This window comes from Anoxybacillus sp. MB8, assembly GCF_011006755.1.
GTDB lineage: Bacteria > Bacillota > Bacilli > Bacillales > Anoxybacillaceae > Anoxybacillus > Anoxybacillus gonensis.
In genome coordinates this window covers 38721-54614 of the sequence record NZ_RXXX01000017.1, presented here as the reverse complement: position 1 = coordinate 54614, position 15894 = coordinate 38721, and the positions used below count along the sequence as shown (strand labels likewise).

The 15894-nt window shown below is 44.4% G+C and carries 17 protein-coding genes; all 17 read right to left on the bottom strand.

Going from position 1 to position 15894, the window contains the following annotated elements; translation table 11 throughout:
• Nucleotides 1-201 precede the first annotated feature (201 nt).
• Nucleotides 202-1080: a UTP--glucose-1-phosphate uridylyltransferase GalU gene (galU, locus tag EKC99_RS08040; RefSeq protein ID WP_163151350.1), complete on the bottom strand. Its 879-nt coding sequence runs from the start codon at nt 1078-1080 to the stop codon at nt 202-204.
• Nucleotides 1081-1767: 687 nt separating this feature from the next.
• Complete coding sequence (locus tag EKC99_RS08035; RefSeq protein ID WP_163151348.1) at nt 1768-2166, bottom strand: hypothetical protein; 399 nt, start codon at nt 2164-2166, stop codon at nt 1768-1770.
• Nucleotides 2167-2305: 139 nt separating this feature from the next.
• Nucleotides 2306-2536, bottom strand: a complete 231-nt coding sequence (locus EKC99_RS08030) for a hypothetical protein (RefSeq protein ID WP_163151346.1) — start codon at nt 2534-2536, stop codon at nt 2306-2308.
• A 66-nt stretch (nt 2537-2602) separates the two neighbouring features.
• Nucleotides 2603-3031 carry a 3-hydroxyacyl-ACP dehydratase FabZ gene (gene fabZ / locus EKC99_RS08025; protein WP_019418614.1) on the bottom strand — a complete coding sequence of 143 codons (429 nt, stop codon included), beginning with the start codon at nt 3029-3031 and terminating at the stop codon, nt 2603-2605.
• An 86-nt stretch (nt 3032-3117) separates the two neighbouring features.
• Nucleotides 3118-3327 carry a DNA-directed RNA polymerase subunit beta gene (locus EKC99_RS08020; RefSeq protein WP_163151344.1) on the bottom strand — a complete coding sequence of 70 codons (210 nt, stop codon included), beginning with the start codon at nt 3325-3327 and terminating at the stop codon, nt 3118-3120.
• A gap of 12 nt (nt 3328-3339) precedes the next feature.
• The gene (locus tag EKC99_RS08015; protein WP_163151342.1) at nt 3340-4161 is read right to left on the bottom strand and encodes a flagellar hook-basal body protein; all 822 of its coding nucleotides are present in this window, start codon (nt 4159-4161) and stop codon (nt 3340-3342) included.
• Nucleotides 4162-4171: 10 nt separating this feature from the next.
• Nucleotides 4172-4960, bottom strand: a complete 789-nt coding sequence (gene flgF, locus EKC99_RS08010) for a flagellar basal-body rod protein FlgF (RefSeq protein WP_163151340.1) — start codon at nt 4958-4960, stop codon at nt 4172-4174.
• Nucleotides 4961-5048: 88 nt separating this feature from the next.
• On the bottom strand, nt 5049-6053 hold the full coding sequence (gene mreB / locus EKC99_RS08005) for a rod shape-determining protein (protein ID WP_163151338.1): 1005 nt from the start codon (nt 6051-6053) through the stop codon (nt 5049-5051).
• Between the two features lie 92 nt (nt 6054-6145).
• Complete coding sequence (gene spoIIID, locus EKC99_RS08000; RefSeq protein ID WP_003396966.1) at nt 6146-6409, bottom strand: sporulation transcriptional regulator SpoIIID; 264 nt, start codon at nt 6407-6409, stop codon at nt 6146-6148.
• 222 nt (nt 6410-6631) lie between these two features.
• A complete protein-coding gene (gene spoIIQ / locus EKC99_RS07995; protein WP_240468828.1) occupies nt 6632-7408 on the bottom strand; it encodes a stage II sporulation protein SpoIIQ in 777 nt (258 codons plus the stop codon).
• A 74-nt stretch (nt 7409-7482) separates the two neighbouring features.
• Nucleotides 7483-8490 (bottom strand): stage II sporulation protein D, encoded by a 1008-nt coding sequence (spoIID, locus tag EKC99_RS07990; protein WP_163151354.1) that lies wholly within the window; start codon nt 8488-8490, stop codon nt 7483-7485.
• Nucleotides 8491-8568: 78 nt separating this feature from the next.
• Nucleotides 8569-9867, bottom strand: a complete 1299-nt coding sequence (murA, locus tag EKC99_RS07985; protein WP_163151334.1) for a UDP-N-acetylglucosamine 1-carboxyvinyltransferase — start codon at nt 9865-9867, stop codon at nt 8569-8571.
• Between the two features lie 31 nt (nt 9868-9898).
• Nucleotides 9899-10594, bottom strand: a complete 696-nt coding sequence (locus EKC99_RS07980) for a YwmB family TATA-box binding protein (RefSeq protein WP_009361906.1) — start codon at nt 10592-10594, stop codon at nt 9899-9901.
• 82 nt (nt 10595-10676) lie between these two features.
• A complete protein-coding gene (locus EKC99_RS07975) occupies nt 10677-10907 on the bottom strand; it encodes a DUF1146 family protein (RefSeq protein WP_009361907.1) in 231 nt (76 codons plus the stop codon).
• Nucleotides 10908-10962: 55 nt separating this feature from the next.
• On the bottom strand, nt 10963-12465 hold the full coding sequence (gene nuoN / locus EKC99_RS07970) for an NADH-quinone oxidoreductase subunit NuoN (RefSeq protein ID WP_163151332.1): 1503 nt from the start codon (nt 12463-12465) through the stop codon (nt 10963-10965).
• 4 nt (nt 12466-12469) lie between these two features.
• Nucleotides 12470-13981, bottom strand: a complete 1512-nt coding sequence (locus EKC99_RS07965) for an NADH-quinone oxidoreductase subunit M (protein WP_019418622.1) — start codon at nt 13979-13981, stop codon at nt 12470-12472.
• Nucleotides 13981-15837: an NADH-quinone oxidoreductase subunit L gene (nuoL, locus tag EKC99_RS07960; RefSeq protein WP_163151330.1), complete on the bottom strand. Its 1857-nt coding sequence runs from the start codon at nt 15835-15837 to the stop codon at nt 13981-13983. The genes EKC99_RS07965 and nuoL overlap by 1 nt, the downstream gene beginning before the upstream one ends.
• Nucleotides 15838-15894: the final 57 nt, after the last annotated feature.

Genomic DNA, 15894 nt, shown 5'->3' with positions numbered 1-15894 from the left:
ACCGTGATCATTTGTGATTTTCAGACGTTTCATGCCATTTCCGCTCCTTTTATACGTGGGTATTTAGGAGCAGTATAACCATAGAAAAAGGTGTTCATACAGAAGTCATTATCTTAAAGTGCATGTATATAAGAATGGATATATTAGTTAAATAATCCAAATGTAAAAAAATAAGCCTTGAAGACTAGTATCCTCAAAGCTTTATTTTGATCGTTCTTCTTCAACGATTTTCTCCATAAATTTTAATAGCTCATCTCTAATCTCTTCATTTTGCAAGCCGAACTCAATCGTTGTTTGAATAAACCCTAGCTTCTCTCCAACGTCATACCGCTTACCTTCGAACTCATATGCGAAAACACGCTGAATTTCGTTTAACTGTTGAATCGCATCAGTCAGCTGAATTTCTCCGCCTGCGCCTGCTTCTTGCTTGTCGAGAAACATAAAAATTTCTGGTGTTAAAATATACCGTCCCATAATTGCCAAGTTCGATGGAGCAGTTCCCGGTGCTGGTTTTTCAACGAATTGTTTCACTTGATAGCGACGGCCTTTTTTGTCGAGTGGGTCGATGATGCCGTAACGATGCGTTTCGTCATCTCTGACTTGTTTCACTCCGATGATGGAGCTATGTGTTCGTTCGAATTCGTCCATCAGCTGTTTTAAACAAGGTGTTTCTGCTTGGACGATGTCGTCACCTAATAGGACAGCGAATGGTTCGTCTCCGATGAATTTGCGTGCGCACCAAACCGCATGGCCAAGTCCTTTCGGCTCTTTTTGACGAATGTAGTGAATGTCGACTTTGGACGGTTCTTTTACTTTTTCTAGCAAGTCATGCTTATTGCTTTTTAATAATGCTTGTTCTAGCTCGAACGCATGATCGAAATGATCCTCGATGGCGCGTTTTCCTTTTCCAGTGACAATAATAATATCTTCAATGCCGGATTCGATCGCTTCTTCGACGATGTATTGAATTGTCGGTTTGTCGACGATTGGAAGCATTTCCTTTGGCATTGCTTTTGTCGCAGGTAAAAATCTTGTTCCAAGCCCGGCAGCTGGGATGATTGCCTTTCGCACCTTTTTCACATAGTTCCCTCGCTTTCTAAACTATACACCCACGTACATGTTATATATGCACAACATATACGTCGATGTACAAAAAAATAGCTCCCATTGAGAATTAGCTAGGTAGATGTTAAGTTTAACATTTCTTTTTCATGTCCTATGATCCAATCGAGCAACACATCATGTTTTTACCTTTAAATGCAACATGATTAAATGGGTGGATTCTCTCATAAGCTGCAAATCGTTTCGTAGCCATTTATCCTTATAACACGCTCAAAAAGAGACAGAAATAAAAACAAGGTTGGCATTCCCCGTCCTCACACCGCACCATTGAAGACAAGCGTCTGAGGTGCTCGGCACATCGTTGTCCCCACCACAGCACGATCGAGTGACTCCATTGATAACAGTAAGATGCTATCATACACATATTTCCGACAAAACCATTCACTAGATTCATTATAACAACAAAAAATTCTTTTATATAGTATATTTATTAATTTTTAACAAAAAGAAAACCGACAGTTCCATATTCTGCCGGTTAATGAATTACTTCCTCATTATGTTCTTCTTCTCCAATGATTTTTTTCGCTTGTGCAATGATTTCGTTCATTTCAGCCACGGTATATTCTCGATCTGGGAGCGGACGGTCATATGCTTGATAATATAAAATTTCTGCTAGTTTTCGTTGCTTTTCGCTCGCTTGTTTCGTTAGCTTTTCTTTTTTTTTAATTCTTGTTGTAGACGTTCGATGTGGTACTTTGCTTCTAACTTACAGCCGTATGGAAAATCATCGATGCCAAGGCGTTCGGTGAGACGGTTAATTTCTGCGATTTGTTCGTCAGTCGGAGGCTCGTTAACGAGTTGATCAATAATTTCGTTAATCCGAACAGCTAATTGTTCATGAAATTGTGGATTCATTTTTGTTTGATCATCCAACTCCGCAAACCATGTCGCTTCATTGTATAAATAATGACGCCATTGCTCCATGAATTTCACTACGTCATATTGCTTTTCATCCCAGCCGATGCTAGCCATATATTGTTCAAATACCTTTTTTATTGACAGCGTCATGTTCATCTTGATGCGATGAGAAAGCTGTTTTAACATGCATCAAACCCTCCAAATTATTATTTGTCAACCGTTAATGTATCACAAAAGCAAGGTATTTGACAAAGTTTTTTTATAACTTTACTACTTGTTATAGGAAGGAAGGGAATAAAAAAACGCAAGAGGAAATCTCTTGCGCTTATTCGTCCGTATTATCTGCATCGTTCATATCTTCAGCGTCTTCAACAGCGTCTTCTTCATCTGGGACCGCATCGTTTTCATCGTCGCCGACACCTTCATTTGTGTCTTCGCCTGGCTGCATTTCTTCTTGATTGTTCATGTCGTTATCTGTATCGTCATTGTTACAACCGGTCACGACCATGATGGCGATGAGCGCGCTAAGTAGTTTGAATAGCCATTTTGCTTTCATCGTTGTTCTCCTTTCTGTCATGTATGTAATCACTTATAACATGTCCAGAAAGGAGATGATTATACATTATTTTTCTCCAAGTGCAAACATGATTTCTGTTTCGCAAACGAGTTCCCCATCGACTGTGGCGATGCCCTTTCCTTTGCCGATGGCGCCTTTAAAGCGAATCATTTCGACTTCTAAACGAAGTTGATCGCCCGGTTTCACTTGTTTTTTAAATCGGCAGTTGTCGATGCCTGTGAAAAAGGCGAGACGGCCGCGGTTTTCTTCCTTCATTAACATCGCGACAGCCCCAACTTGTGCGAGCGCTTCAACAATTAATACGCCCGGCATCACAGCATATTCAGGAAAATGACCGACAAAAAAATGCTCGTTTGCACTGACGTTTTTGATGCCGACGGCTCGTTTTCCTTCTTCCACTTCAACGATGCGATCGACGAGTAAAAATGGATAGCGATGTGGGATAATTTGTTGAATTTGTTGCATATCAAGCATATGTGATTCCTCCTTTATAAAAAAACGGAAGGATCTCCCTTCCGTCGTTTGTTTTCAATGTATCATGTTTTTCAGTGGTCTGTCCACTACTGTTTTTCGATTAAGTCGATAATATGTTGCCAAGTTGTTGGTTTTAGTGCATCAAATGGCTTGCCGCCGCCGAGCACACCGTAACCGATCATCGCTCCGATCGCCCCGCTTAGCACCACGAGAGCAACCACAATGATGAGGCGAAGCCAAATTGGAATGAGGCGACGGCGCGGACGGCGAAGTGAACGTTTTTGTTTTTCCTCCATCTTCTTCCCTCTCTATGAACGAATACCGTTAATGAGCCCCATCATTTGATCCGATAATGTAATCGCCCGAGCATTGAGCTGGTATGACCGTTGCGTAATCATCAGTTCGCTCATTTCTGTCGCTAGTTCCACATTCGATTGTTCAAGGGCGTATTGTTGCATCGAAATCGCGTTGCGGTTGTTAGCGAAATTGACGACCGCATTTGGCGCATTTACATCAGGCGGGAAAGCAAAGCGGTTGTCGCCGAGCGCTTGCATGAGCTGCGGGCGCGTCACGTATGACACACCGATGTTTACCGTCTGCATGATGTTTCCGTTTGGCGCAATAAATTGCATCGTGCCGTTTTGAGTAACTTGAATATCTTTAAACCCTTCGCGTACGGTAATCGGTTCATCGTTTTCATCAAGCACCGCATAACCATCCGCTGTGACAAGCATCAGTTCATCTGGATTGTTCGCGGACGGACTAAGGTAAAATGCACCATCGCGCGTATATTGAATCTCACCATCGACAAAAATGCGAAAAAACTGCCCTTCTTTTGTGAAGGCGAGATCGAGCGGACGATCGGTTTTCACAACGGGTCCTTGTTTCATTTGCATATGTGTCGATGCCACTTTCGCTCCGACACCAAGGCGAAGACCGTCAGGCGTGAAGCGTGGGGCTTCGTCTGTTTTTGGCAAGTTTTGAAATTGTTGAGCGAGCAGTTCACCAAATACAGCATCGCGCTTTTTAAATCCGGTCGTATTGACGTTTGCGATATTATGGCTAATGACGTCAAGCTGTTGTTGTAGTTGGTTCATTGTATTGGCGGCAGTAATCATTGAGCGCAACATACGTATCCTCCTACTTTAAGCGACCAATTTCGTTGGCTGCTTTGTCCATGCTTTTATCGTACGCTTGTAAAATTTTTTGGTTCGCCTCAAACGCTCGGTAAGCTGAAAGCATATCTGTCATCGCGCGAGATAAATCGACGTTCGAGCGCTCAATATATTGTTGGCGAATCGTATACGTCTCAGCAAGCGGAAGCTCGCCTTCTGCGCGAAATAAACCGTTTCCTTCTTTTGCAAGCGATTGAACGTTTGCCGCATAAGCGATGCCAAGGCGCGCGATCGTTTCTTCACCTTTTGTAATCGTGCCGTCTTCACGCACTGTAAACTGCTCATCGCCTACTTGAATGCGGTTACCGCGTTCATCAAGCACGTAAAAACCGTCCGTCGTCGTTAAAAACCCGTCTGCATCTATGGTGAAATGACCGTTTCGCGTATAACGAACATCGCCTGCTTCATTTTGTACGATAAAAAACGATGTGCCTGTCCCATCAACAATTGCGATATCGGTGTTATTGCCTGTTTCGCGTATATCCCCTTGAGCAAAGTTTGGCACAAGCTCTTGCACGTACACACCTGTCGATAGCGGACCGATATATGTACGATCACGCCACGTCGGTTTTTTTTCAGTCGGAATCGTCGTTTGTTGAATGCGATGCATCAGCATATCCGGAAAAGCCCGTAATGACGCTTGATCGGCTTTGTAGCCTGGCGTATTGGCGTTTGCGATATTGTTCGTCATCATTTCAATGCGCCGCTGTTGAGAAAGCATGCCTGAAGCAGCTGTATATAGTCCGCGAAACATAAAACGTCCTCCCCAATCGTTTTTACACTACTTCCATTATAAAAGAAAAGGGGGAAAAAAGCGAATAGGTACCATTTCCCAATGGCACCTACACGGGTTGACGATATGGAGCTTTGTCAATGTTATCAAGCATTAAACCTGTGCCGATCGCCACGCAATCCATCGGATTTTCCGCGATAAAGACAGGCACTTTCAGCTCTTGCGCAAGCAGTTGATCGATGCCGTGAAGCAACGCCCCGCCGCCTGTCAAGAAAATGCCGCGGTCGATAATGTCGGCTGATAATTCTGGCGGTGTGCGCTCAAGGACGCTTTTTGCCGTTTGGACGATCGTATATACCGTTTCGCGTAGCGCTTTTTCAATCTCGCCGGAACGAATCGTAATGGTTCGTGGCAACCCTGTCACTAAATCGCGACCGCGAATGTCCATCGCTTCATCGCGAGCGTTCGGGAATACCGTAGCGATGTTTATTTTAATTTCTTCCGCTGTTCGCTCACCGATTAATAGTTTATATTCTCGTTTAATATAACTTAAAATTTCTTGATCAAATTTATCGCCCGCTACTTTAATCGATGCAGATGTGACGATATCACCCATCGATAAAACGGCCACGTCCGTCGTGCCGCCACCGATGTCGATGACCATATTTCCAGAAGGTTGAAAAATATCCATCCCTGCACCGATCGCGGCCACTTTCGGCTCTTCTTCTAAGTACACTTTTTTACCGCCGCTTTTCTCTGCTGCTTCTTTAATCGCTTTCCGTTCTACTGATGTAATGTTTGTTGGGCAACAAATTAAAATGCGCGGTTTCGCAAACCATCCTTTTAAGTTGAGTTTGCTTAAAAAATGTTTTAGCATCGCTTCCGTAATTTCGAAATCTGCAATGACACCATCTTTTAACGGACGGATGGCAACAATATGCCCTGGCGTACGTCCGACCATGCGCCGCGCTTCTTCCCCTACCGCTAACACCCGCTTCGTATGTTGGTCAATCGCTACCACAGAAGGTTCGTTTAATACAATGCCTTTTCCTTTCACATAAATCAACACGTTCGCCGTGCCGAGATCGATGCCGATATCTCTTGCTAAAAACATGTATGTTCCTCCTTGCCATTTTTCCTAATAAAATATTCTACCACAACGATGACGAAAAAAAGAGAATATTTTTGACAAGGGGAACAACAAATTTACGTCGCTTGCTCCGTTTCTTTTTTATACTTTTTCTTCGTCGCTTCTCCTCCACGTAAATGGCGAATGGATTTATGGTAATCTAAAATTTCTTTTACTTCATTCGCTAATTCGGGGTTAATTTCCGGGAGCCGTTCCGTTAAGTCTTTATGCACGGTGCTTTTGGACACACCGAACTCTTTCGCGATGACGCGAACGGTTTTTCTCGTCTCCACGATATACTTGCCAATCTTGATTGTACGCTCTTTGATGTAATCGTGCACACTGCTCGCCCTCCCTAAGTTGGATGTGAGAAGTGTGAAATGAGACGTATAAGGCGTTTAGCGCAGTGGCGTTTACTCGTTCATAACGAAATCGTCAATCTCATCTATTAATCGTTCATCTCACCTCAAACACCCTCGTTGTTCAAGTTTGTAATAGTGTATTAGGGAAAGAGAAAATATATTCCATAAAAAAGCGAACAGATGAGCATTTTGCCCATCTGTTCATGTTCTTGCCATTCCGATCGAAGCATCTGGAACAGTGCTTGACGGATCGCTTTCTTGTTCATCTGTTTTGTTTTGATTTGTTTCTTGTTGTTCCGTTTGTTGTTCTTTCGCTTCTAATGCGCTAAGCGGTTGATCGAAGTAAGCGACCGGATTGACAGCTTGCCCATCTTTCCGAATTTCAAAATGGACGTGGACGCCTGCTTCTTTATTAAACTCGTTTGTTCCTGCCTTTGCGATGACTTGTCCTTGTTTTACTGTATCGCCTGCTTTCACTTGTACGTCTTTTAATGATTGATATACCGTTACAACGCCGCGATCGTGTTGAATATGAACGACGTAACCAAAGAGTGGGTCTTTTTCTGCTTTAACGACCGTTCCGCTTAACGATGCAGTCACATCAAAGCTTTCGCCGTTTTTCATCGCGATGTCGACACCTTTGTTCGGATAATATTCATCATTATAAGAGACGAGAGCAGCTTCTTGTTCTTCGGCTGATGCATTAAAGTCGTAAAACGGTTTTGCGATTTCGACAGCGTTTGGATCAAGGACAGGCATCGCGATTTGTTCAACGGCTTGTTGGACAGGAACAGATTCTTGTTCGTTGACAGCTGTGCCCGATTTTGTTTCATCAACAGGCGGTTGCACGATATCGTTTGTTTTGCTTTGGAACCAAAGCACACCTGTTAAAATGAGCGCTGCGCTTAACAAATAAATCGAAGGAACAACCCAACGTTTACGGAACAACTTTGAAACTTTTTTGTTTTCTTCTTTCATGTTCATCACCTCAGCAACCATTGTGAACAGAAAGAAGAACATTTATACACAAGAAAATAAAAAAATTTGCCGCTTCAAAATTTGGAAGCGACAAGTGACACATCGTGAATTTGTACCCCGCGATAATAATATTGAACGATCTCTTTATACGTTTTTCCTTGCTTCGCTAAAAAGTTTGCCCCGTATTGACTCATCCCAACGCCGTGGCCGTATCCTTTCGTCGTGACGATAATGTCGTTTCCTTGCCTTGTCCATGTAAAATCCGTTGATTTTAATTGCAGCTTTTCGCGAACTTCCCGTCCGGTTAGCTGTTTTCCATTAATATCGACAAGAGCGACCCGTTTTCCCGGCGTGCGTGCGAGCACTTTGCCGACTGATCCGTCTTTTGGCAATTTTACACCGAGCCGCTGTTCAAATTCGCGAACAGATAACGTCACTTGTTCGTAAAATTTTGGCGACTGTGCATCCCAAGGGCTCTCCACGCTCGTTAAATAAGGGAAGGCGTTTTGCCAATACGCTTCTGAATTTTCCGTATAGCCGTTGCTTGTGGAGAAAAACGCGGCTTCAATCGGCTCATTATTGTACGTTAAAATTTGTCCGCGCGTCGCCTCGACCGCTTCTTTAATTTTCTTTATTTTCCATTCGTAACTGATTCCCCACATTTCTTTTAATTGCTCGTCGTTATAATACACTTGATGCATAACCGTATCGGTCACGTTCGCTCCTTCAGGAAGTTGAATGGGTTGATTATGCATGAGCTGTTTCACGATATACGTTCTTGCGGTAAGCGCTTGAGCTTTTAACGCTTCCATTTCAAATTCCGCTGGCATTTCCGCCGCTACAACGCCAACGACATATTGCTCAAGCGGAAGCCGTTCGACCTTTCTCTCTTTACTTCTGTACACTGCCACTTCCACGATCGGTTCGTCGCGCGCTTGAACGAGCTGCGGTTCGGCAGGAAGGGGTGTGTTTTCCTTTTCCCCAAATGCTAAAACGACTAATGCAGGAATAAGTAAAATAAGTGTAAATAACGCAACGGTTGCGATCATCCATTGTCGCAAATGCCATCCCCCCTTTATCATTACTAAACTGTATGCAGGAGGACAAGCATATATGCAAAAACGACCATTAGCTTTTCGCAAACGGTCGTTTTCCTACAGTTATCCAATATCTGTCGCTTGTTTTTCTACCGTGTCGACATGTTCGCGTACACGTTCAATATCCGCCCCTAAAGTAGCTAACTTCTCATGGAAGCGAACGTAACCGCGATCTAAATGTTTCAGCTCAGTTACACGCGTATATCCTTCTGCCACTAATCCAGCTAAAATAAGCGCTGCGGCAGCACGCAAGTCCGTTGCCGCCACTTCTGCCCCTTGCAAGTTGCACGGACCGTTAATAATAACCGAACGGCCTTCAATTTTGACATCCGCGTTCATGCGACGAAATTCCTCGACGTGCATAAAGCGGTTTTCAAATACCGTTTCTGTCACCATGCTTGTGCCTTCCGCTTTCATCAGCAGCGCCATCATTTGCGACTGCATATCCGTTGGAAAACCGGGATGTGGCATCGTTTTTACATCGACCGCTTTTAGCTTGTCAGGAGCAATGACGCGCAAACCGCTGTCTTCTTCAATAATGGTGACACCCATTTCCTCAAGTTTGGCGATCAACGACGTTAAATGTTCTGGCACCGCGCCTTGTACGAGGACGTTTCCTCCTGTAATCGCAGCGGCAATCATAAATGTTCCTGCTTCAATGCGATCAGGAATAACGGTGTGCTCTGCACCATATAATGTAGTAACACCTTCAATGCGAATCGTGCCTGTTCCTGCACCGCGCACTTTTGCGCCCATCGCATTTAAAAAGTTCGCTAAGTCAACAATTTCTGGTTCTTTTGCGCAGTTTTCAATAATTGTTGTTCCTTCTGCCAAAACGGCAGCCATCATAATGTTTTCTGTCGCACCGACACTTGGGAAATCTAAATAAATTTTTGCCCCGCGCAATTTTCCGTTCACTTCAGCGTCGATGAAACCGTTCCCGATTTTCACCGTCGCACCCATCGCTTCAAATCCTTTTAAATGTTGGTCAATTGGTCTTGACCCGATCGCACAACCACCCGGTAGTGCAACGCGTGCCCGGCCTTTGCGAGCAAGCAATGGACCCATCACTAATACAGACGCTCTCATTTTTCGTACATATTCAAATGGAGCTTCAATACTTAGCTCTCCAGATGCATCAACGACGATGTTGTTTTTGCCAACCGTCACGTCTGCTTGTAAGTGACGTAACACTTCACTAATCGTATATACATCGGAGAGTTCAGGTACATCGTAAATGACGCTTTTTCCTTCACTCGCTAATAATGTTGCGGCGATGACAGGCAACACAGCGTTTTTCGCACCTTCCACTTTCACTGTGCCGCTCAACCGCTTCCCGCCGCGGACGATGATTTTTTCCAAGGCATTCCCCTCCGCGTCCAAAGTCTCTATATTAATATTCAGCTGTTATGATTGGGGTGCCAATGACAACGGTCGTTCGCGCGCCCAATCCGTTTTGTCGTAATGCCAGTTGAAGATTCATTTGTTGTTGTCCGACAGAAAGTGATGTCTTCCACTGCTCAGTATATGCTGAGACGGAGACAAATGTCTCTTCACGTAATGATTCAATCGGTTGCGCTTGAAAGGAAGCAAGCAAGCGAACCGCCTTGTCAAACAAAACACCTTTCATCTTACCATCGAATTCCCCTGTAATACAAGTGAAAAATGTAGGTTTTACGAATAATTTTGTCGTTTGTCGGACGAGCGTGCGTTCGAGTTGTTTATTCCACGTTGAACCGGTTGCTTCGTATAAAATAATGACTGCTGGATGATGAGCGACCGTGATGAGTTGAATCGTTTCAACGTAAGCGGAGGTTTCACGTTTGCCAATCATCTTGTGCGGTTCAACTGTCCAATGGAAAGAGGACCATGTTCTCACGTATTGTTGGATCCAGTTGTGAGGGTCTTTTGTAAGCACTTGCTCTTTGGCGTAGACGTTCCATCGTTTGGGGTGAATATGATGGGCTTCAAATACGCCGAGCATGTCGTTTATTTTCGTTATTTCTCTTTCGACACGTTCATCATCATACATTCGATAACCACTTAATAACAAACAAAAAATAACGAGTGCCAACCATCTTTTTCTCATCTCTTTTCCCTTCCTCTCCTTAGCTTTTATTGTTGCCAGATCGGAAGGGAACATACGTGAAAAAAATCGACAACGCTCGCGCTTAAAGTAAAAATGGCAATTGGCGTGACCAACGTAAATAATCTAAAAAGAAATTGCTCACTAACGAGCCAATCGCAATCGTAATCAAAATGTAAAAGACGCGCGCTTGAACGATGCGATTCGGTTTAAAAATCACTTCCAGTCGAACAGCTTGCAACGTCCACCACGTCACCGTAATAAAAAATACATGCGATAATAAACTAATTAACGCTTCTTGTCCGAATGTTTCCATCTTTATCTCTCCTCACATAAAAAAATGGAAGGGTACACCCCTTCCATTATACGTCTTACTGAAGAAAATCGCTAAAATGTTCAAATGGCGCAATCCAATCGTAAGCGATGTTTGGAAACACCCCTAACAACACCGTGCCGATGATACAAATGACAACCACAGCAATGACGCCAGGCGGCCATTGTAATCGATGCGCATGTTCGACAGGTCGGAAAAACATTTGGACGAAAATGCCAAAGTAATATACGTACGAGATGACGGTTGTCACTACCATGATTGACGCAAGCACGTAATGAGCGGGTTCAACGACAAATGCGCCGAGGAAAATGTTCATTTTTCCGATAAATCCCGCTGTCCCTGGAATACCTGCAAGCGATAATAAAAAGATCGTCATCGCCACGGCCATAAATGGCGAGCGTCGATATAAGCCAGCAAATATGCTAATGTCTTCGTCATCATGATGTTGAGAAACGACTTGCAAAATGGCAAACGCCCCGATCGTCATGAATACGTACGCGAACAAGTAAAACCAAATCGCTTCAAACATAAACATCGATAAGCTTGTGAAAGCAACTAACACGTATCCGGCATGTGCGATGCTCGAATATGCTAGCATGCGCTTAACGTTTCGTTGCCGAAGCGCAATCGTATTGCCGATGATCATCGTTGCTCCTGCTAAAAAGGCGATATATGGCGCAAGCGTCATGAGCATCGAAGCCGAGCTTCCTGTTGGCGTTTGCGCAAAGACGGAAACGATGACACGCAAGACGATGACAAATCCAGCTGTTTTAGAGACGACGCTTAAAAAAGAAACAACAGGCGTCGCCGCACCTTGATATACGTCAGGTGCCCACATATGAAACGGAGCCGATGCCAATTTAAACGATAACCCGACGAACGTAAGCAAAAAGGCGAGCGATAAAATGTATTGATGGTTTTCATCGTACGTGCTCGCAAGCTGCCCGGCAATTTCTTTTATATTTGTCGATCCGGTGAAGCCGAATATGTAGCTCATCCCGAACAACGTAATCGCCGTTGCAATGCCTCCGGTAATGACGTATTTTAACGCCGCTTCGTTTGCGAGTGTATGTTTTTTCCGAATCGCGACGAGAATATAAGAAGAAATCGACAATAGCTCAAGCCCGACAAACAATGTAATGAGATCGCCGCTTGATGCCATCATCATTGCGCCGAGAAGCGCTGTTAAAAATAAGTAATAAAATTCGCCACGATATGCGATGCGCTCTTTTGGTTCATAATGAATCGAAAGCAACAATACGAGCGCACTACCAATCAGCAATAACGCTTTAAACGATTTGGCAAACGAATCGAGGCGGAACGTATCGCCTAAAATGGATGTGACATCACTCGTCCATAAACCGAGCAATGAAACGAATGAAACGGCGACGCCAACAAAAGCGAATAAACCAAGCAGTTGCCGATTTCGGTTTTCCGGCATAAATAGGTCGATGAGCGAGAGCGCAACGGCTACGCCGAGAATAATAAATTCCGGCATCATGACGCCCCATTCATAGCTAAGTAATGTTTCGAAATCCATCTCATCAACCCCCTAACCCGTTCATCATCGTTTCAATCGTCGTTTGTAGTGGCATCGCCAAGACGTTCGGATATACCCCGATGATGACAATAAGCAACAGTAAACTAATCGCTGGTACCCATTCTATGCCACGCAAATCGGAAACGTTTGTCACCTTTGTTTGCCCGAATGTCATGCCGAGAACAGCACGTAATAAATACACAGCTGTCATAATAATGCCGAGCGTACCGATCGCAGCGAGCAAAGGTTCTGCTTGAAATGCGCCAACGAACGCCATAAATTCGCTAATAAACCCAGACGTTCCTGGCAAACCGAGCGAAGCCATCGCCCCAGCAAGAATAAATCCTGATACGTAAGGCATTGTTTTCGCCAACCCACCTAAACGAGCGAGCGTCGTCGTGCGCGTTCTTTCATACATGACACCGACGAAGAAGAATAAAAACGCAGCGATAAATCCGTGTGATACCGCTTGGAAAATCGCTCCTTGTATTCCTGCCTCAGTGAGCGAACCGAGCCCGATTAATACAATGCCCATATGCGACACGCTCGAATAAGCAAGCACCATTTTAAAATCGGTTTGTCTCAGTGCTAAAAACGCACCGTACAACAAGTTGACGACACCTAAAACGATGAGCCATGTCGAAAATTGTTGGAATTGCCCGGGAAATAATCCGAACGCAAAGCGAACAAGACCAAAAGCACCAATTTTTAACAAAACCCCTGCATGCAGCATAACGACAGATGGTGGCGCTTGTACGTGCACGTGCAACATCCAGCGATGAAGCGGCACGATCGGTAGCTTCACCCCAAAGGCGATGAGCAGCGCAAGAAACAACCCGTAGCGAAGCGCGTCGGAAATTGGCGAAATCGTTTGTGCCATTGGATCCGTTAATATGTGGTGCAGCTCAGCGATATTCGATGTGCCCGTGCGCGCAAACAAGACAGCAATGACGATCAATAAAACGGCTGAACCGAGCCCGTTATAAATTAAATAGCTATATGCTGCTTTTTCTTTTTCGAAATATCCCCATTTTCCGATGAGGAAAAACATCGGAATGAGCGTCAGCTCGAAAAAGATGAAAAAGAGCACAAGGTTGCTTGCGGCAAACACGCCGAGCATACCAATTTCAAGCAATAAAAATAATTGAAAATATCCTTTCCATTCTTTTTGAATGGACATCGAAGCAATCGCAGCGAGCGTCGCTAAAACGGTCGTTAAAACGATCATAACAAGTGCAAAACCGTCAACATGAAGTTCATATGCGACAGTAAAATCTGTTTCCTTTAAAAATGGAAACTCGCCAAATTGAATCCATGACCGCTTTTCCGCTAATTTGCTTATATCATAACCGTTTTGATATTGCCAAAACGCAAATAACGATAAACATAACGATGGCAACGTCGCTAAAACGCCAAGCCATTTAATCGCTTTTTCTTGTTCTTTCGAAAGGAGCGAAAGAACGAGTATGCCTAAAAGCGGGGAGAAAATTAAGAGCGATAAAAAGTATGGCTGCATTATAAATACCCCCCTGTCACCGCAAAAATGACGACGAGAATCGCTAAAGCAACAATCGTCACCGTACCGTACATTTGTACTTGACCGTTTTGTAAACGTGAGCCGATGCGTCCAATGCCGCGTGCCGTTGCGGCAAATAGTTGAGCCACTCCTTCGATGAGGAAACGGTCGATATACTCAAACAATAAACTAATGAATGACGTTGCACGGATGACTGTCAATCCGTAAAACTCATCGATGTAATATTTGTTCATGAGCACATTGTACGTCATTGGAAAACGTGACGATAGCCAGTCGCGAGCAATAGCACGTTTGCCATATATGAGCCACGCAAGAGCAATTCCGCATAAAGAAACAACGGTCGCTACAATCATAATCCAACTCGGACCTTCCATATGTGCATGCCAGTTCGTTCCTTCTGTCAACCACTCGCCTAAAAACGCTCCCCACGGTGTTTGAACGTAACCCGAAACGACGGCCAACGCACCGAGGACGATCATCGGAAACACCATGACCATCGGTGATTCGTGTACACCATCATTTGCCGTCCGCGCTTCTCCCGCAAACACGAGGAAAAATAAACGAAACATATAAAACGCTGTGAAAAAGGCAGCGATAACAGCGACAACAAATAAACCGACATGCCCGTGCGTCCACGCCGCAATTAAAATTTCATCTTTGCTGAAAAAGCCTGAGAAAAATGGAAATCCGCTAATAGCTAACGTTCCGATTAAAAAGAGCGGAGCGGTCCATTTCATTTTTTTCCATAACCCGCCCATTTGTTCAATGTTTTGCGTATGCACCGCATGAATGACACTACCTGCCGCTAAGAAAAGGAGCGCTTTAAAAAAGGCGTGTGTCATTAAGTGAAAGACGCCTGCCACGTACCCAGCAGAGCCGAGCGCTAACATCATGTAACCGAGCTGGCTAACAGTCGAATAGGCAAGCACGCGTTTAATATCCGTTTGCACTAAGCCGATGGACGCTGCAAAAATGGCGGTAAATCCTCCGACGTAAGCAACGGTCGTCATCGCAACTTCACTTGCTTCGTAAAGCGGAAACAACGTCGCAACTAAATATACCCCGGCAGCGACCATCGTTGCCGCATGAATTAATGCTGAGACAGGCGTCGGACCTTCCATCGCATCTGGAAGCCACGTATGAAGCGGAAATTGACCGGATTTCCCGATCGCACCGATAAAAATGAGAATGGCGCTTAACGTCATGATTGTCGTTGAAACATCCCCTTGTTGTAACGCAGCAAAAATAGCTTCATATTCAAAACTTTTTACTTCAAGGAACAATAAAATCATGCCGATCAATAAGCCAACATCCCCGATGCGCGTCATAATAAACGCTTTTTTCGCCGCAGCTTTCGCTTCTTCTTTGTAAAAATAAAATCCGATGAGTAAGAACGAGCCGAGACCGACAAGTTCCCAAAAAATATACGTTTGCAGTAAATTTGGTGATACGACGAGCCCGAGCATCGCGAATGTAAACAAACCTAAGTAGGCGTAAAATACCGGGAAGCGCTCATCACCGTGCATATATCCTTTCGCATACGTATGTACGAGAAAGCTAACAAGCGATACAACAACGAGCATGAGCGCATTGAGTGCGTTCACTTCAAAGCCGACAGTCAAATGCACATCCCCAATTGTCAACCATGTGTATGCTTGTTTATATGTTGGCTCCGTCCAGCGCTCGTACAACGTCCCGAGGGCGAAGACGAGCGAAAGAAGCGTCAACAACATTCCGACATACGCGCTTCGTTCTTTTAACTGCTTGCCAACAACAAGCAGCACAACAAACGAGACGAACGGAAAAAGCGGTATGAGCCATGCGTTTTCCATCATCGTTCAATCATCCCCTTTTTCAGGTGCATTTATATGTAACCCCTTTGTTTCCCATCC